Raw genomic sequence first — 17,183 nt, forward strand, 5'->3', positions numbered from 1 at the left:
GAAAGAGTGAGAAGGGCGAAGTTTGGCCTCTGTCGCACAGTTCTTACCAGAACTTCCACCACCATTTGCGCTTCTTCATCGCCTGCTCGACGTCATCGGACCACTTGGACTCGCCGCCGGACTCGATGAAATACGCGCCGAAGCGCTTGTCCGCCTCGTTGATATGGCGCATCAGCCAGACCTTGAGGAAGTGCAGGAGTTCGAAGCTGATCGTCGCCTCGCCGCTGTCGAGCTTCTCCTGCAGCGACTGGACTTGCCCGATCAGATCCTCGTGGTTCTGCTTGTGGGCGGCGAACTCGGGGTAGTTCGACACCCGCATCAGACTCTCCTCCACGGCGAAGTGGGTTCGGGTGTAGTCGGCCAGTTTGTCGAGGATCTGGCGTGAAGTAGTAGACCCGTGATGCTCCCGGATGGCGGTGTGCAACTGGTTGAGCAGGTCCACCAGTTCCTTGTGCTGCTCGTCGATCTCCTGCAAGCCGATGCTGAACTCGTCGGTCCAGTGAAACAGTTCGGTGCTCATGGGCGCGATCCAGTCGTGAGGAAAGCCATAAGGCTAACGATTCCATTCAGGATGATCTTGATCAGGATCAATTCTAAATGGAAGGGATTGCGCCCCATGCCGACATGCACCTCCGGCTGCATCCGCCGCTGCGTCATCCCGGATGGCATCGCTGCCATGTGCCTGCCGCCGATGCGTATGGACGGCGAGGTTGTTATGCTTGCCCCATCACTCTGTGCGAACTTCTTGCCTTCCGCTTTCGCGTGCCCAGATCCCCCTTGCCGAATCCCCTCTCTTCGCGCTGGCTGGCCGAACTCGTCCGCCGCCATGAGGAACATCATCCACCGCTTGACGAGGCGCGCGCGCACGCCGCGGCGCGGGAGCACTCGGGTGGCTTCGAGGCGCGCCTGCTGAAGCGCGCCGAGTTGCTCGAGGGCGCCGTGGCGTGGCGCGCGGCGATCCGGCGCTGGCAGGCGCGCGCGAGGTTGGTGCTGACGCTTGCCTTCGTGCTTGCGTTCCTGTTCGGCTTCGGCGCGGCGGCCGGGGTGCTGGGCGACGGTTCGCGTCCGGTCAATGTGGTGTGGACCCTGGGCGGGCTGCTCGGCGTGCATGGGTTGAGCCTGCTGCTGTGGCTGGCGAGCCTCGCCCTGCAGGGTGGCGCTCAGGGCGCCGCGCTGCAGCATGGGGGGCTGCTCGGCCGGGCCTGGCTCAGCCTGACCGGCTGGCTCGACCGCAGCCGCGAGGCTGCCGACCTCCCGCTCGCGCTCGCTGGCCTCCTCGGCCGCGGTCGCCTTGCGGCCTGGGGGGTGGGGGCGGCGAACCATGCGCTGTGGCTCGGTGCGCTGCTGGGCGCCACGCTCGGCGTGCTCGCGCTGCTGGCCACAAGACGTTACGGCTTCGTGTGGGAAACCACCATCCTTCCGGCGGACACCTTCGTTGCGCTGAGTGCCGCGCTCGGCGCTCTGCCCGGGTCGCTAGGCTTTCCGGTGCCGGATGCGGCCACCGTGATGGCGAGCGGTGATGCACCGATGCTCGCCGAGGCGGGCCGCCGTGCCTGGGCCGGCTGGCTGGTGGGCGCGATGGTGGCCTACGGTGTGCTGCCCCGGCTGGCCCTGGCGCTGCTTTGCTTCGGGCTGTGGCGACGTGGCGCGGCCCGCATCCGGCTCGATCCGTCGCATGCCGGCTACGCCCGTCTGCGCCCTCTGCTGATGCCCGACAGCGAACGCATCGGCGTGCGCGATCCGGAGCCAGCGGCGATGCCGCGTCCGCAGCGCAACGCCCCAGTCGCGCAGGGTGGCGGCGGCGCGGTCGCGGTCGCGCTGGAGCTGGGTGACGATCTGCCGTGGCCGGGGCTGGTTAGGGCACCGGCGGCGCCCCCCGCTCCGGGCGGCACGGGGGCTGGGTGGGAGGACGGCGGACGACTGGACAGCCGCGAGCAGCGGCGCGCAGTGCGCGAGCGCTTTGCCGCACATCCTCCAGCGCGCCTGCTGGTCGTGGTCGATGGGCGGCAGACACCCGATCGCGGCAGCCTGGGGCTGATTGCCGACCTGGCCGATCATGCACAGTCGATCCGGGTCTGGCCGGCCGGCGTGGTGCCCGTGGGGGCTGGCGAGTTGCTTGGGCGCGTGGCGCAATGGCGGGAAGGGCTGGGCGGCCTCGGGGTGGGTGAGGAAGCCATGTTTGCCAGCGCCGCCGCAGCGCAGGCCTGGCTCGCAGGCGGAGATCCGGAACGATGAGCGACATCCTGCGCGTGGCCGTGGTGGGCCACACCAACACCGGCAAGACCTCCTTGTTGCGCACGCTGGCGCGCGATGTCGGCTTCGGCGAGGTTTCCGATCACGCCGGAACCACCCGCCACGTCGAGGGCCTGCGGCTGATGGCGGACGGCGAGCCCGCGGCGGAACTCTTCGACACCCCGGGCATGGAGGACGCCATCGCCCTGCTCGAGTTCATCGATGGCCTGGTCGACCCCGGTGAGCGTGTCGACGGCCCCGAGCGGGTCGCGCGTTTCCTGGCGCGCCCGGAAGCCAGCGCGCGCTTCGAGCAGGAGGCCAAGGTGCTGCGCCAGATGCTGGCGAGCGATGCCGGCCTGTATGTGGTGGATGCGCGTGACCCCGTGCTCCCCAAGCATCGCGACGAGCTCGAACTGCTCGCGGCCTGCGCGCGCCCGCTGCTGCCCGTGCTGAACTTCATTGCCGATCCGGCGGCGCGGGCAGGAGACTGGCGTGCTGCGCTCGCCCGATTGGGCCTGCATGCGGTGGTGAGCTTCGACACCGTGGCGCCGCCGCTCGATGGCGAGCGCGAGCTCTTCGGCACCCTGGCGACGCTGATTCACGGTCATCGTGCCCGCCTGCAGGCGCTGATCCAGGCCCGCCAGCGCGAGGCCGATACGCGCCGTGTGGCGGCGCGCAGGCGGGTCGCGGAGCTGCTGGTCGAACTTGCAGCCCGCCGCGAGCGTGTGGTGGAAAGGGGCGACGACACCGTCGGCGGTGAAACCGGTGGCGACGAAGCCGCGCTGCAGGCGGCCGTCGCCCGCATGCGTGAGGACGTGCGCCGGCGCGAGCAGGCCTGTGTCGATGGCCTGCTGCGGCTGTACCGCTTCCGCCCTGACGATGCACGCATGGCCGAGCTCCCGCTCGCGGACGGACGCTGGGAGGATGACCTCTTCAACCCCGAGACGCTGCGCCAGATGGGCGTGCGGCTGGGCACGGGAGCTGCTGCGGGTGCAGCAGCCGGGGTGGGCATCGACCTGATGACTGGCGGCCTGACCTTGGGCGCCGCAGCCGCCCTCGGTGCGCTCGCGGGGGGCTTGTGGCAGACCTTCGGCCATTACGGCGAGCGCATCGCAGCGAAGGTGCGTGGTCATCGCGAGCTCACCGTCGATGATGCGATCCTGCGCATGGTTGCGCTGCGTCAGCGCGCGCTGCTGGCGGCGCTTGACGGCAGGGGGCACGCCGCGTTGGTGCCGATCGAGCTGCAGGGCGGAGGGGAGATCGTGGCTGGTCCTTCCGCTGCCGATCCGGCCGCCGACCGCTGGCGCAAGGGTGCGCTTCCGGATGCGCTCGCGCGCGCGCGCGCCCACCCCGAATGGGCACTCGATCACGGCGGCCAGGACAAGGAGGGTGCGATTGCGGAGCTTGCCCAGGCGCTCCTTTGAGGGTGTGGCGGCCCGGGCCTTCAGAATTCCCGTGTACGGCCGTTAACGCGGACAACCGACCCGTCCGTCCGGGGTGCCCGCATGAAAGTTGCCGCCTACCGTATCGATCTGCAGTCCTCGCATCAGTCTTCCAGTACATTCGAGCGCCATGAGCGCCTGGAGGTGTGGGGCGGTGGTGCGGGCGCGCCCACGCCACGAGGCCGGGGGCTGGGTGTCGCGACGACGCCCTCGGCCGCCGGAGCGGAGCCGGGCCGCGCACTCGCACCCGGTGCGCTGCAGATTTCGACGGCGGGCCGCGCGGCGCTCGCCGCAGATTCGCCCGACATCGGCGCTGCGGAGGCGGCCTCGGTCGAGGCGCTGGAAGATCCCGCCGAGAACGACCCCCAACTCGCCCTGCTCATCCGCATGATCGAGTTCCTCACCGGGGAGCCGGTGCGGCGTATGAGGACGGAGGATCTGCGTGCGCTCTCCGGCGAGGGGGCCGCCGCGCAGCGGCCGGCAGGGGCGGAGGCCGAGGCGGGGCGGGGCGCCGGCTTCGGCATGGCGTATGAGCTCACCGAGCGCTACGCGGAGCAGGAATCCGTGGCGTTCCGAGCCGGTGGGGTGGTCCGCACCGCGGACGGCGGGGAGATCCGCTTCGAGATTGGCTTCGCAATGTCCCGCAGCTATTCCGAGGAGGTCTCGGTGAGCTTGCGTGCCGGCGCAGCACCGATGAAGGATCCGCTCGTGCTCGATTTCGGCGGTCCTGCAGCGGCTCTGTCCGATCTGCGCTTCGCCTTCGACCTCGATGGCGACGGGCGCAAGGAGCAGCTTCCCATGGCCGGCGGTGCCGGCTTCCTCGCCTTCGACCGCAACGCCAACGGGCGCATCGAAGATGGCAGGGAGCTCTTCGGGCCTGCCAGCGGCGACGGCTTCGCCGAGCTTGCCGCGCTCGACGACGACGGCAACGGCTGGATCGACGAGGCGGATGCAGCGTGGTCACAGCTGCGCATCTGGCGCCCGGATGCACACGGCGAGGGCAGCCTGAAGACGCTCGAGCAGGCCGGGGTGGGCGCTTTCTACCTCGATCGGGTCGGCACTCCCTTCAGCCTCAACAACGCGGCCAATGAGGCCCTCGGGCAGATGCGTGCGAGCAGCATCTACCTGCGTGAGGACGGCAGCGTCGGCACGGTCAGCCAGGTCGACCTGCGCGTCTGAGCGCCACGTGCCGGTCGCGCCAGCGGTGGAGGGATCCGCTGGCGGCGCGTGTCCAGCCTTGTTTCAGCTGCTGCCTGCATCGAGTGGCTCGAGTGCCCTCGCAGCCTGCTCCGACGCCACCAGGATCAGCTTCATCGTCGCCCGCGTGGCGCCGACGAAGAGTTTGCGCAGGGTGAGTTCGTCCATGTGCTCGCGGGAGTGCCCATCCGAGGTCTCGAAGTCGATCTCCGTGAAGATGATGCAGGGCGCGGACTGGCCCTTGAAGCGATACACCGAGTCGATCAGCAATTCGCCCTGCGAGTGCTCCGGCTCGCCGAGCAGGTCGTAGCGGCCGGTGAAGGCACGCAGGCGGTGCGGCCCGAGGTGGTCGAGCGGGGTGAAGCGCGAGTGCTCGCGGCCGCGGAAGGTCAGCAGCACGATCATGTCGCGGCGGAAGCCCAGCCCGAGCGCACGCGTGATCGCACGCTTGGTGGCTTCCATCAGTCCGGCCTCGTCCCGCCAGGAGAACAGCTCCGGCCTGCTGTCGGTCACTGGGCTGCCGGTGCGCACCGGTGCGGGCAGCGGAAGCCGGGCGTTGAGCAGGGCGAGCACGTCGGCCGGGGTGCGGTAGTTGGTGTCGGCTGTGAGTCCCACCCAGCCGGGCAGGGCGACCGGCGGGCGGTCGTAGAGGTTCTGCAGCGGGTCTTCGAGCCACCATGCGCGTCCGCCCGGCTTGAGGAGCGCGAGCAGGGCGTCGCGCCAGGGCTCCCTGAAGTCCTGCCCCTCGTCGATGATCAGTTCGTCGAACTGCCAGTCGGCGGTGACGTGGGTTGCAGCCAGGGTGGCGAAGTCCGCCTCCATGCGGCGGAAGGCGCCGGGGGCGCCGAAGGCTGGTTTGCGCCCGGCGTCGCGCAGGCGACGGTCGCAGAGTTGGTGGTAGGTGGCGATCTCGCCCCCCGCTGGCGCAATGCGCAGGAAGTGGTCGGCGAGCGGGCGGTTGTAGCACACGTAGAGCGGCCGCCGGCCCGCGGCGATCGCATCGCTGTAGGCGGCGAGCGCGAGCTGCGTCTTGCCGCTGCCGGCTGTAGCGGTCACGCGCAGCCGATGCGGGTTCATCTCGATCCGGCGTGCCCACTCGGTCAGACCGCCGGCGAGGCGGGTGGTCAGGTCCTCCGCCTGGCCGATGTGCGCCTGCACGTCGGGCACGAGTTCCAGCAGGTCAGCGAAGAAGCGGTGCAGGGCGGTGCGGGCCGCGGCGTCCAGCGCGGCGTCGCCTGCCTGCGCTTGCGTGAGCGCGGTGATCACTGCCGGCAGTGCGTCGCGGCGCGTGGAATCTACGATCCGCGCCGGGTCGAGGCCGGCGGTGCCGGGCTGGCGCACCGTGTAGTCGGGGCAGTACAGCAGCAACTCGAGCGGACGCTCCTCGCCGTGCAGCAGCGGGCGCAGGCGGCTGCGCAAGGCCTCCGCCGAGCGCGCCAGCTCCACGTGGATCTGCTGCCCGCGCTGTCTGCCCGGGCGCGCCAGCCCCTGTGCGCCCTCGTCCAGCAGGCCTGTGTGCTGTTCCACCAGCAGCACGCGTCCCGTAGGACCGACCACCGCGAAATCGACCTCGCCGAACACCGTGCCTCGCCCATCGCTCCGGGTCCAGTGCAGACCATGGTAGATCGTGGTGTCCGCGGGCAGTGCCGCGGCGAGCAGAGTCAGGGTGGCGATCTCGCGCCGGCGCGCCCCTTCTGCAGGAAGCAGGCGCCAGCCTTCGGGGTGGGTCTTGGCCATGGGGAGAGTGCTCGGGTCGCGGGACGCAGGCCGTCCGCAGGACGGAAAGATGGGATTGTACCGCCCTGCCCGCGACCTCAGCCGCACAGCCGGGAGCGCTGTCCCGCGCGCCAGGGCGTGTGTCCTTGCGCCAGCAAAGCGCCGTCGATGCGCTATCCTCGCCGCTTGCCCTGCGTGCGGCCTGTCGCTCTTCCCGACCATGTTTTCCGTCACATTCTCGAACCGCTTCGAAATCCTGCTCGACTGCCTGCTCGACCGCCTTGCCGACGAGCGCCCCGGCCCGTTCGGCGGGCGTGAGGTGGTGGTGCCGAATGCGGCCCTGCGGCGGCGGCTGGAGCTGGCTATTGCGGATCGCGAAGGCGTGTGTGTCAACCTGCGCTGCGACTACCTGGCGCAATGGCTGTGGCGCCAGATCGGGCGCGTGCTGCCAGTGCCGGAGCGCTCGCCCTTTGCGCCGGCGCTGTTGGTGTGGCGCATCCTGGCCCTGCTCGACCTGAACCACGAGCGTGGCGCCTGGATCGCCGGGCACCCGCGCCTGCAGCACTATCTCGCTACGGCCGATGGGCGCGGGCGCTACGAGCTCGCTACGCGGATCGCTCGCGTGTTCGACCACTATCTGACCTATCGGCCGCATTGGCTCGCGTTGTGGGCGGAAGGGCGCGGCACGGCGTTGTCGCGCGATGCGGGCGAATCCGCGCGGGCCGACGAGGCCTGGCAGGCAGAGTTGTGGCGACGTTTGCGTGAGATGCTGGCGCTGCACAGCGAGCATCCGGCGACGGCCTTCCTGCGTGCCCTGGGTGCCCTGGCCCCTGATGCGCCCGCCGCGCGCGGCCTGCCGCGCACCGTGCATGTGTTCTGCCTGCCTGCGCTGCCGCCCCTCTATCTCGACATGCTGCGCGGGCTCGGACGCGTGGTCGATGTGCGGCTGTACGTGCTCAACCCCTGCCAGGAATACTGGTTCGACATCGTGGATGCGCGGCGGCTGTCCTGGCTCGCCGTGCGCCAGCAAGACATGTTCTTCGAAACCGGCAACCGCCTGCTGGCGGCCTGGGGCAAGCAGACGCGTGCGCAGATCGGCTTGCTGTTCGAAGGCGAGCATGAGGTTGAGGAGGAGGCCTTCTTCTCACCCCACCCGGGTCGTCATCTGCTTGCGCGGCTGCAGAACGCCATCCTCATGCTGCAGGAATTGCCGCCAGCGGGGGTGAAAGTGGCCGCAGGCGATCGTAGCGTCGAGGTGCATGTATGCCACGCCCGCACGCGCGAGCTGGAGGTGCTGCACGACCGCCTGCTGGGCCTGTTCAGGGCGCCTCCGGGCAGCGGTGAGCCCTTGCGGCCCGCGGACGTGCTTGTGCTGACCGCGGACCTGGAGCGCAGCGCACCGCTGATCGAGGCGGTGTTCGGCACCGCGCCGCCTGCCCGGCGGATCCCGTGGCGCATTACCGGCCTGGGCAGCACGCAGGACAACCTGGTGGCGCGGGTGCTCGACGGCGTGCTTGCGCTCGCCGCAAGCCGTTTTCCGGCGACGCGCGTCTTCGATCTGCTCCGCCAGCCTCCGGTGGCTGCCCGCCACGGGCTCGGCGAGGCGGGGCTGGAGCAGGTGCACGACTGGCTGCGGGTGGCGGGTGTGCGCTGGGGGCTGGATGCGGCCTCGGTGCAGGCCGCGCTCGCTGAAGACGCTGCGCCACAGGGGGCAACACAGGGGGCGGAGCGCCGCTCCGCACGCGTCGCGGTAGCCGCCCCCCATACCCTGGAGGAGGGCCTGCACCGGCTCTTTCTCGCCTGGGCGGCGGGGGATGCGGCGCAGGCCGCGCCGTTCGGCGGGCGCATCGGCGCGGGTGTGCCTGAAGGACAGGCGGCGGAGGTGCTGGGCCGTTTCTGGCGCTTCATCGATACGTTGCGCACGATCTGCCGCCGTCTGGCGCAGGCGCAGGACGCGGCATCCTGGCAGGCACTGCTGAACGAGACCCTGAGTGGCTTCGTCGCCGATCTGCCTGCGTGGGCGGACGAACTGCGCGAGGTGCGCGCAGTCATTGCACAACTCGGCGCCGACATGGATGCGGGTATGGATGGCGCGCCGCTGTCGCTCGAGGTCGTGCGCGCTGCGCTCGCCGAGCGTCTGGATGACCCTGCGCGTGGCGGCGTGCCGGGCGGCGCGGTCACCTTCTCGGCGATGCCTTCGCTACGCGGCCTGCCCTACCGTGTGGTGTGCGTCATCGGGCTGGATCAGGGCGCGTTCCCGGGCAGCGAGCGTGCGGCGGAATTCGATCTGATGAGCTTGCATGCGCAGGCCGGTGACCGCCAGCGCCGGCTCGACGACCGCAACCTGTTCCTCGATGTGCTGCTGTCTGCGCGTGAAGTGCTGCATCTTTCCTACGTCGGTCGCAGCGTGCGAGATGGCGCGGGCCTGCCGCCCTCGGTGCTGGTGGACGAGCTGCTGGACATACTCGCCGAGGCAACGGCGTCCTGCGCGGGGGACCCGAACGCGTTCGCCGAGGCGCGCGGGCGGCTGATCGTGGAGCATCCGCTGCAGGCTTTCTCTTCGGAGTATTTCCTCTCCGGGACGCGCACGGACGAGCGCCTGGTGAGTTTCAACGAAGGGCATGCGCAGGCGCTCGCCGCCCGCCTCGCTGCAGCGCAGCGCCAGGCAGTAGGTGGCGCGGCTGCGGCAATGGCGGCAGACGGGGCCGCGCCCGCACGTCGGGCCGCCATGTTTGTGGCGGATGGGGCGGAGGAGGGCACGGAGGACGCGATGGAAGATCTGCCCGCGGACGCAGAGACCGGCCTGTGCGATACGCCCTTCTTCCCGGTGCCACTGCCCCCGCCCGGGCCTGCGTGGCGCACGCCCTCGCTGGATGCGCTGGCCCGCTTCTTCCGCAACCCCTGCCGCTACCTGCTGGGTGAACGGCTGGGTCTTGCGCTGCCGGAGGCCGCGGCGGAGCTGGAGGATGTGGAGTGCCTGCTCGCCGACCGGCCTGCACAATGGTCACTCGCCCGCCGCCTGCTGCCGGTGCTGCTCGACCCCGCTGCCGAGGTGGACGCGGCGGGCCTGCGCACGCTCGCACGGGCGGGCGGGGAGTTTCCGTCGGGTGTGCTCGGCGAGCGAGCATTGGATGCAGAGCTTGCTGCGATGCGCCGCTTCGCGATCCGACTGGCACAAGCGCGCAGTTGTCCTGCACTGCCGGCGCAGGCTCTGCATGTGGCGGTGACGGTGGCGGGTGAAGACTGGCGTGTGGAAGGCGTGTTCGCCGAACTGCGCCCCGACGGCTTGCTACGGCATCGTTTTGCCCCCCCCGCCGCGGCGGATTACGTCGAAGCCTGGCTGGCACACCTGCTGCTGTGCGCCAGTGCACCTGCCGCAATCACGCCGTGTACGCGCTTGCTGGCCCGGGATGCCGCCTTCGCGTTCACGCCGCTGCCGTCGGAGTCCGCGCGCGCGCACCTGGCGGCGCTGCTCGAGCACTACCGTGCAGGGCTGATGCAGCCGCTGCACTTCTTTCCCAAGTCTGCCTGGGCGTACGTGGAGGCCGGCGAGAGCGCGGCCAAGGCCGCTGCGCGCTGGCGTGGTGGCCAGCGTGCCGAGCATGGCGAGTCGAGCGACCCGGCCTACCGACTCGCGCTGCGTGGCGTGGCCCAGCCGCTGGACGATGCCTTTGAGGCGATCGCGAAGGCCGTGCTCGGCCCCCTGCGGGCGCATCTCGAGACCGGGCCCGAGCTTACGGCAGGATAGACACGGATATGCCTCTCAGCCTTGCCGGACCGGTTCACAGCGAGCTGGTCATCAAGAAGAGCCGCTTCATCGGCTGCGTGCAGCCGATGGCCGACCGTGCCGGTGCGCAGAAGGTGGTGGCGGACCTGTGGGCCCAGCACCCGGGGGCGCGCCACGTGTGCTGGGCCCTGCTCGCCGGTGGCCAGTCGGCGGCGGTCGATGACGGTGAACCGAGCGGCACCGCCGGGCGGCCGATGCTGGATGTGCTGCGCCATCAGGACCTGGAGGGCGTGCTCGCGACCGTGGTGCGTTACTTCGGCGGGGTGAAGCTGGGTGCGGGCGGCCTGGTGCGTGCCTATACCGACACGGTGGCGCAGGCGCTGCTGCAGGCCGAGAAGGTGCCCATCGTTCGCCTGGCGACCTTGCGCTGCAGGGTGCCCTATGCGCTGGAGGGCTTGTTGCGCCGCGAGCTCGAAGCTGCGGCCGCAACCCTGCTGACGGTGGCGCATGGCGAGGCGGTGGAGCTGTGCTTCAGCCTGCGCGAGGAGGACGCGGCGGCGCTTCGCGCCCGGCTGGCCGAGTCGGGACAGGGGCGGATCGAGTGGCTGAATGCGCCGGAGGAGGTCGGCTCAGCGCGAGGTGAGCATCTCGGGTAGGGTACAGACCGTCCACCCACGCGCCTCCAACTCGCTGCGCAGGTGCAGTGCGCTCTCCACCGCCCCCAGAGTGTCGCCATGCACGCAGATGCTGTCCATCGCTGTCGTCAACACCTTGCCGCTCTGGCTCACCACGCCGCCGGCCTCCAGCATGCGCAGCACGTGGGTGACGAGTAGGTCGTGGTCGTGGATGACCGCGCCAGGCTGTCCGCGCGGCACCAGCGTGCCTTTGTCGGTGTAGGCGCGGTCGGCGAAGATCTCGCCGGCCACGCGCAGCCCCGCGCGCTCGCCAGCGAACTGAAGCTCGGACAGCACCGGGGCGAGCAGGACCAGATCGCGGTCGATTGCCTTGACCGCCTGCGCCACCGCATCGGCCAGCGCCGCGTCTTCGCAGGCCTGGTTGTTGAGCGCGCCGTGCGGCTTGACGTGGGTGACGCGGCCGCCCTCCGCTGCGGCCATGCCCGCGAGCGCGCCGACCTGGTAGATCACCATCGCTTCCAACTCGGCCGGGGTCATCTTCATGGGCCGGCGACCGAAGCCCTGCAGGTCGGGGTAGGCGGGGTGGGCGCCCAGGCTCACCCCGGCGGCGAGCGCGGTGCGCACCGTGTGGCGCATCACCACCGGGTCGCCGGCGTGGAAGCCGCAGGCGATGTTGGCCGAGCGCACCACCTGCAGCAGGGCTTCGTCCTCGCCCATGGTCCAGGCGCCGAAGGATTCGCCGAGGTCGGCGTTGAGGTTGATGGTCTTGTTCATGCAAAGGGCCTCTGGTCGGGCGTTGGGGGGCGGCCCCCACGGGGGGCTTCAATACAGCGGTCGGTACTCGGCGCCGAGCGCATGCACGACGCCACCGACCAGATTGCTCGTGTACAGCGCGACGAGGTCGATGCCGTCGGGCGGCAGGGGGCGGATCGTGGCGATCAGGGCCTGGGTCCCGGCCTCTGCGGCACGTGCGATCTGCGCGCCCTCGGCGGCAGTGACGGTGGTGAAGCGCAGCGTTTCGCCCGGCCGCAGTGCGGCGAGGCGGCCGAGGTCGGCGCTGATCACGGTCGCGATCTTGGGATAGCCGCCGGCGGTCTGTGCATCGGCGAGCAGCACGATCGGCTGACCGGCGCCGGGCACCTGGATCGAGCCGGGGACGGTGGCGTCGGAGACGATCTCGGCGGCACCGCTGTGTGCCAAAGGTGCGCCTTCGAGGCGCATTCCCATGCGATCGGCCTCGGCGGTCACGCGGTATTCGCTGTTGACCAAAGCGACGCAGGCCTCGGTGCGGAAATGATCGTCCTGCGGGCCGGGCACCAGGCGGATCGGGCTGTGGTCCGCTTCCGGGATCTGCGTGAGCACGTGATCGCTGCCCCAGGCGCCGGCTTCGGCCAGGGGCAGGCGCATGCCGGCGGCCAGTGCCCGCCCGTTGCCGTCCGCGCCGCCAAGGCTGGCGCGCACATAGGTGGCCGCGCTGCCGAGCACCATGGGAACCTGCAGGCCCGCGACCGCGACCATCGCGATGCGGCCCGCGTTCATCTTGCGGATGCGCAGGGTTTCGCCTTCGGCCAGCGTCACCGAGCGCCAGGGTGCGAGCGGGCGACGACCCTCCGCGCCTTCAAGCTCGAGGACGGCATCGCCTGCGATGGCGAGCTTGATCGCACCGCCGTGCGCGGCAAGCTGCAGCCCCCCGTCGAAGCACTCGATGACGGCTGCGTCGTCGGCATTGCCAGCCAGCGCGTTGGCGATCCGCATCAGGCGGCGGTCGAGCACGCCCGCCCAGGGCACGCCGATGCGGCGGAAGCCGTGGCGACCGCCGTCCTGGATCGAGGCGAAGGCACCGGGCGAGATGATCTCCAGTTGGATCCGAGGGGTCATGTGGCGTTCTCCACGGTGGAGGGGGTGGCGTGCAGCCATTGCAAGGGGTCAATCTCGCCGCTGCGCACGCCGGCTTCGATCGCGCGGTATTGGTCTGCGCTCACCGGCATGAAGCGCACGCGGTCTCCTGCGGCGAGCAGCGAGGGCGCGGCGCGGTGGGCGTCGAACAGCGGCACCGGGCAACGTCCGAGCAGGTGCCAGCCGCCAGGGCTCTCCCACGGGTAGATCGCGGTCAGGCCGGTGGCGATCGCCACGCTGCCGGCGGGTACGCGCACGCGTGGCTGGGTGCGCCGCGGCAGGCGCAGCTTTTCCGGCAGATCGCCCATGAAGGGAAAGCCAGGCAGGAAGCCGAGCATATAGACGAGGTACTCGGCGCCGCTGTGCAGCGCCACGACCTCGGCCTCGCCGATGCCGAGGGCGTGCGCCACCTCGCCGAGATCGGGTGCGGCCTCGCCCTCGTAGCATACTGGCAGGCGCCAGTGGCGACCGTCGGCCGGCACGCCATGTTCGGCGGCGGCGATCAGGGGCTGCAGCGTGGTGAGCAGGATGGCGCGCTCGGTGGTGAGCGGATCGAAGAACACCGTCAGCGAGCGGAAGGTGGGCATGGTTTCGATCACGCCCGGCAACTCGCCCGCGTCGAGCAAGTGCTGGATGGCGGTGTCGAGCGCGTTGACTGTGCCGAGCAGGGCCGGATCGATCACGGCGCCGAACTCGATCGTCAGTGCGGCGTCACCGGCGTCGAGGATGCGATGGCTCAAGTGCGTGCTCCTGGCGTCACAGTGAGGAAGTGGAGGCTGCGCGTGCCGCCTGGTCGTAGCGACCGGACAAGGTGCGCAGCAGACGGGCGAGCTCGCCGATCTGCGCGTTGTCCTCCGGGTTTCCGGTGAAGCCCGGCATCAGGCAGTCCTCCCGCACGTCGCGATAGGCCATGCAGACCTCGCGACCCTGCTCGGTGAGCGAAAAGAAGGCCTCCTTGCCGCGCTTGATGCTTTGCACCAGGCCCAGCCCGGCGAGCTTGCGCAGCGAGTAGGAGACGACGTGGGTGTCCTCGATGTTGAGCACGAAGGCGATGTCGCCGAGGCGCTTCTCGATGTCGCGGTGGGCGACGTGGTGCAGGACCAGTACGTCGGTGGGGGTCATGTCCTTTACCCCGGCGGCGGTCATGCACCGGATCATCCAGCGCGCGAAGGCATGCCAGGCGATGATCAGGCCGAACTCGAACTCGGAGAGCTCGGGTGATTTGGCCGACACCAGATGCTGGGACGAAACGATGCGATTGGCCTCGGTCATGGTGGTCTCCGGGGAAAAGACACGGGTTTGATGAATGAAACGTCGAAAAAACGTATACGTTTTGTTGACAAGATACCCATAAAATCTCTATCGTGCAATAACGGTGACTTATGAGAAGCAGGTCGCCGCCCCTCAAACCGCGTTACGGGGCTCTCGCCCTCCTTCAATCAGGAGCACATGCCATGACTCTCTCGCGTCCTCTCTTCAAGGCGCTCACCATCTCCCTTCTCGGTCTGGGGCTGGCCGCAAGCGCCCACGCCCAGAGCACCTGGGACATGCCCACGCCTTACCCGGCCAGCAACTTCCACACCGAAAACATCCAGCAGTTCGCCAAGGAGGTCGATGAGGCCACCGGTGGCAAGCTCAAGATCACCGTGCATCCCAACGGCTCGCTGTACAAGGCCAACGAGATCAAGCGGGCAGTGCAGGGGGGGCAGGCGCAGATCGGTGAGGTGATCATCTCCGGCCTGGCCAACGAGGATGCGCTCTACGCGCTCGATACCGTGCCCTTCCTGGCCACCGGCTACGAGGACTCGAAGAAGCTGTGGCAGGCCTCCAAGGACGCGGTCGAGGCGCGCCTGGCGAAGAACGGCCTGAAGATCCTGTACTCGGTGGCCTGGCCGCCGCAGGGCCTGTATTCAAAGACCGAGCTCAACACGATCGGCGACCTCAAGGGCATGAAGATCCGCTCCTACAGCCCGACCGTGGCGCGCATGATCCAGCTCATGGGCGGTCAGCCAGTGACCGTGCAGGCAGCGGACCTCACCCAGGCGCTGTCGACCGGCGTGGTGGCGGCCAACCTGACCTCGTCGGCCACCGGCTACGACACCAAGAGCTGGGAGCAGCTCAGCCATTACTACGATATCCAGGCCTGGCTGCCGAAGAACATCGTGTTCGTGTCGCAGAAGGCCTTTGATGGCCTCGACGATGCCAGTCGCGAGGCGCTGCTCAAGGCGGCTGCGGCTGCCGAAGAGCGCGGCTGGAAAGTGTCGGAAGAGAAGACCGCCTGGTACATCGACCAGCTCACGGCCAACGGCATGAAGGTTCAGCCCGCGCCCGAGGCGCTGCAGGCCGAACTGCTCAAGATCGGTGAGCGCATGACCGCGGAGTGGGCCGAGAAGGCCGGCGCCGACGGGCAGGCCATTCTCGACGCCTATCGCAAGCTCAAGTAAGTCCTCGCTGTCCCACGGGGCCCGTGCATGCGGGCCCCGGCCTTTCCGGAGACCGCCATGAGAGCGTTGCTCGATTCACTGTACCGCTTGTCCGGTGCGCTTGCTGCTGTCGGCATGATCTTCACCCTGGTCATGGTCGCGGCCGGCGTGTTCACCCGGCCGTTCAATATCTACCTGCCGGGGACCGATGACTACGCGGGCTACGCAATGGCGGCCTGTGGTTTTCTGGCGCTCGCCTACACCTTCAAGCACGGTGAACACATCCGCGTCAGCCTGGTGATCGAGCGCCTCGGGCCGCGCATGCGCCGTGTCGCGGAGTGGTTCGCACACGGCGCCGGCGTGGTGGTCGCTTCCATGCTTGCCTGGTACGCAGTGCGCCTGGCCTGGCAGTCGCACGAATTCGACGAGATCTCGCAGGGCATTGACGCCACGCCGCTGTGGATTCCGCAGCTGTCGATGGCGGTCGGCGCGGTGATCCTGTTGGTCGCCGTGCTCGACGACTTCGTCCAGGTCAGCCTCGGCCGCGAGCCGCAGCGCCTGGCCAGGGCCGACGCCGAAGAAATGGCGCACATGGAATAAGGGGCCATCATGGAACTCACCGCTGCACTCGTTCTCGTTGGTCTGATGGTGCTGCTGCTCGCCGGCGGCCTGTGGATCGGCCTCGCCCTGATGGCGATCGGCATCCTCGGCATGCTCGGCTTCACCACACGCGCCGCCGGCGACGGCATGGCCGTCGCCATCTGGAGCCACGGCTCGAGCTGGACCCTGACCGCGCTACCGCTCTTCCTGTGGATGGGCGAGATCCTGTTCCGCACCAAGCTGTCGCAGGAGATGTTCAAGGGCCTGTCGCCCTGGCTCGAGCGCCTGCCCGGCCGCCTGCTGCACACCAACGTGATCGGCTGTACGCTGTTCGCCGCGGTGTCGGGCTCGTCTGCGGCCACCTGCGCCACCATCGGCAAGATCGCCATGCCCGAGCTGAGCCGCCGCGGCTATCCGGAGTCCATGGTGCTTGGCACCCTGGCCGGCGCCGGCACGCTCGGCCTGCTGATTCCGCCCTCGATCATCATGATCGTGTATGGCGTGGCGGCCGACGTGTCGATCTCCAAGCTCTTCATCGGCGGCGTGCTGCCGGGCATCCTGCTCGCGTCGCTGTTCATGGGCTGGGTGGTGATCTGGTCGCTGATGAATCGCGACAGGATCCCCCCGGCCGACCTCAAGAGCAGCTTCATGCAGAAACTCGCGGCGTCGAGGAACCTGATCCCGGTGGTGCTGCTGATCGCCGGCGTGCTCGGCTCGATCTACAGCGGCGTTGCCACCGCCACCGAGGCGGCGGCGATCGGCGTGATCGGCAGCCTGATCATCGCCGCGGCGCAGAAGTCGCTGACCCGCGAGAGCTTCATCGCCGGCCTCATGGGTGCCACGCGGCTGTACTGCATGATCGCGCTCATCCTCGCCGGCTCGGCGTTCCTGACCCTGGCGATGGGCTACATCGGCCTGCCGCGCCATCTGGCCGAGTGGATCGGCACGCTCAACCTCACGCCCGGCATGCTGCTGTTCGCGCTCGCGATCTTCTTCGTGCTGCTCGGCTGCTTCCTCGACGGCATCTCGATCATCGTGCTGACGATGGCGGTGCTGCTGCCGACGATCCAGGCCGCGGGCATCGATCCGTTGTGGTTCGGCGTGTTCGTGATCGTGGTGGTGGAGATGGCGCAGATCACCCCGCCGGTGGGCTTCAACCTGTTCGTGCTGCAGGCACTGTCGGGCAAGCAGATCACCACCATCGCGGTGTATGCGCTGCCCTATTTCCTGCTCATGGTGCTGGCGCTGATCCTGTTGTACACCTTCCCCGGATTGGTCACCTGGCTGCCGGGGCACATGATCGGCTGAGCGCGTC

At 69.4% G+C, this 17,183-nt stretch carries 14 protein-coding genes; 8 read left to right on the top strand and 6 right to left on the bottom strand.

Going from position 1 to position 17,183, the window contains the following annotated elements:
• Nucleotides 1-43: 43 nt before the first annotated feature.
• Nucleotides 44-520, bottom strand: a complete 477-nt coding sequence (locus ACUH78_RS15140) for a bacteriohemerythrin (RefSeq protein ID WP_445333898.1) — start codon at nucleotides 518-520, stop codon at nucleotides 44-46.
• A gap of 257 nt (nucleotides 521-777) precedes the next feature.
• Between ACUH78_RS15140 and ACUH78_RS15145 the strand changes: the two genes are divergently transcribed.
• The 3 genes from ACUH78_RS15145 (at nucleotide 778) to ACUH78_RS15155 (ending at nucleotide 4,853) form a co-directional block, all read left to right on the top strand.
• Complete coding sequence (locus ACUH78_RS15145) at nucleotides 778-2,235, top strand: DUF2868 domain-containing protein (protein WP_445333897.1); 1,458 nt, start codon at nucleotides 778-780, stop codon at nucleotides 2,233-2,235.
• Entirely contained in the window at nucleotides 2,232-3,656 is a 1,425-nt protein-coding gene (locus tag ACUH78_RS15150) for a GTPase/DUF3482 domain-containing protein (protein WP_445333896.1), read from the top strand. The genes ACUH78_RS15145 and ACUH78_RS15150 overlap by 4 nt, the downstream gene beginning before the upstream one ends.
• An 81-nt stretch (nucleotides 3,657-3,737) precedes the next feature.
• Nucleotides 3,738-4,853 (top strand): SPM autocatalytic domain-containing protein, encoded by a 1,116-nt coding sequence (locus ACUH78_RS15155; RefSeq protein ID WP_445333895.1) that lies wholly within the window; start codon nucleotides 3,738-3,740, stop codon nucleotides 4,851-4,853.
• Nucleotides 4,854-4,916: 63 nt separating this feature from the next.
• On the opposite strand, the gene ACUH78_RS15160 is transcribed toward ACUH78_RS15155, so the two are convergent.
• Nucleotides 4,917-6,608, bottom strand: a complete 1,692-nt coding sequence (locus ACUH78_RS15160) for an ATP-binding domain-containing protein (protein WP_445333894.1) — start codon at nucleotides 6,606-6,608, stop codon at nucleotides 4,917-4,919.
• Nucleotides 6,609-6,807: 199 nt separating this feature from the next.
• Between ACUH78_RS15160 and recC the strand changes: the two genes are divergently transcribed.
• Nucleotides 6,808-10,335, top strand: coding sequence for an exodeoxyribonuclease V subunit gamma (gene recC / locus ACUH78_RS15165; RefSeq protein ID WP_445333893.1), 3,528 nt, complete (start codon nucleotides 6,808-6,810; stop codon nucleotides 10,333-10,335).
• An 8-nt stretch (nucleotides 10,336-10,343) separates the two neighbouring features.
• Nucleotides 10,344-10,970: an IMPACT family protein gene (locus ACUH78_RS15170; protein ID WP_435749913.1), complete on the top strand. Its 627-nt coding sequence runs from the start codon at nucleotides 10,344-10,346 to the stop codon at nucleotides 10,968-10,970.
• On the opposite strand, the gene ACUH78_RS15175 is transcribed toward ACUH78_RS15170, so the two are convergent.
• The 4 genes from ACUH78_RS15175 to ACUH78_RS15190 are packed head-to-tail and all read right to left on the bottom strand — an operon-like array spanning nucleotide 10,944 to nucleotide 14,117.
• Entirely contained in the window at nucleotides 10,944-11,723 is a 780-nt protein-coding gene (locus tag ACUH78_RS15175) for a LamB/YcsF family protein (RefSeq protein ID WP_445333892.1), read from the bottom strand. The genes ACUH78_RS15170 and ACUH78_RS15175 overlap by 27 nt on opposite strands.
• 48 nt (nucleotides 11,724-11,771) lie before the next feature.
• The gene (locus ACUH78_RS15180; RefSeq protein ID WP_418363957.1) at nucleotides 11,772-12,827 is read right to left on the bottom strand and encodes a 5-oxoprolinase subunit C family protein; all 1,056 of its coding nucleotides are present in this window, start codon (nucleotides 12,825-12,827) and stop codon (nucleotides 11,772-11,774) included.
• Entirely contained in the window at nucleotides 12,824-13,585 is a 762-nt protein-coding gene (pxpB, locus tag ACUH78_RS15185; protein WP_445333891.1) for a 5-oxoprolinase subunit PxpB, read from the bottom strand. The genes ACUH78_RS15180 and pxpB overlap by 4 nt, the downstream gene beginning before the upstream one ends.
• 16 nt (nucleotides 13,586-13,601) lie before the next feature.
• The gene (locus ACUH78_RS15190; RefSeq protein ID WP_418363955.1) at nucleotides 13,602-14,117 is read right to left on the bottom strand and encodes a winged helix DNA-binding protein; all 516 of its coding nucleotides are present in this window, start codon (nucleotides 14,115-14,117) and stop codon (nucleotides 13,602-13,604) included.
• Between the two features lie 182 nt (nucleotides 14,118-14,299).
• Between ACUH78_RS15190 and ACUH78_RS15195 the strand changes: the two genes are divergently transcribed.
• The 3 genes from ACUH78_RS15195 to ACUH78_RS15205 are packed head-to-tail and all read left to right on the top strand — an operon-like array spanning nucleotide 14,300 to nucleotide 17,176.
• Nucleotides 14,300-15,289, top strand: a complete 990-nt coding sequence (locus tag ACUH78_RS15195; RefSeq protein ID WP_418363954.1) for a TRAP transporter substrate-binding protein — start codon at nucleotides 14,300-14,302, stop codon at nucleotides 15,287-15,289.
• A 57-nt stretch (nucleotides 15,290-15,346) separates the two neighbouring features.
• Nucleotides 15,347-15,868 carry a TRAP transporter small permease gene (locus ACUH78_RS15200; RefSeq protein ID WP_435749916.1) on the top strand — a complete coding sequence of 174 codons (522 nt, stop codon included), beginning with the start codon at nucleotides 15,347-15,349 and terminating at the stop codon, nucleotides 15,866-15,868.
• A gap of 9 nt (nucleotides 15,869-15,877) precedes the next feature.
• Nucleotides 15,878-17,176, top strand: a complete 1,299-nt coding sequence (locus ACUH78_RS15205) for a TRAP transporter large permease (RefSeq protein WP_418363952.1) — start codon at nucleotides 15,878-15,880, stop codon at nucleotides 17,174-17,176.
• Nucleotides 17,177-17,183: the final 7 nt, after the last annotated feature.

This window comes from Thauera sp. ZXT1-4, from assembly GCF_052598215.2.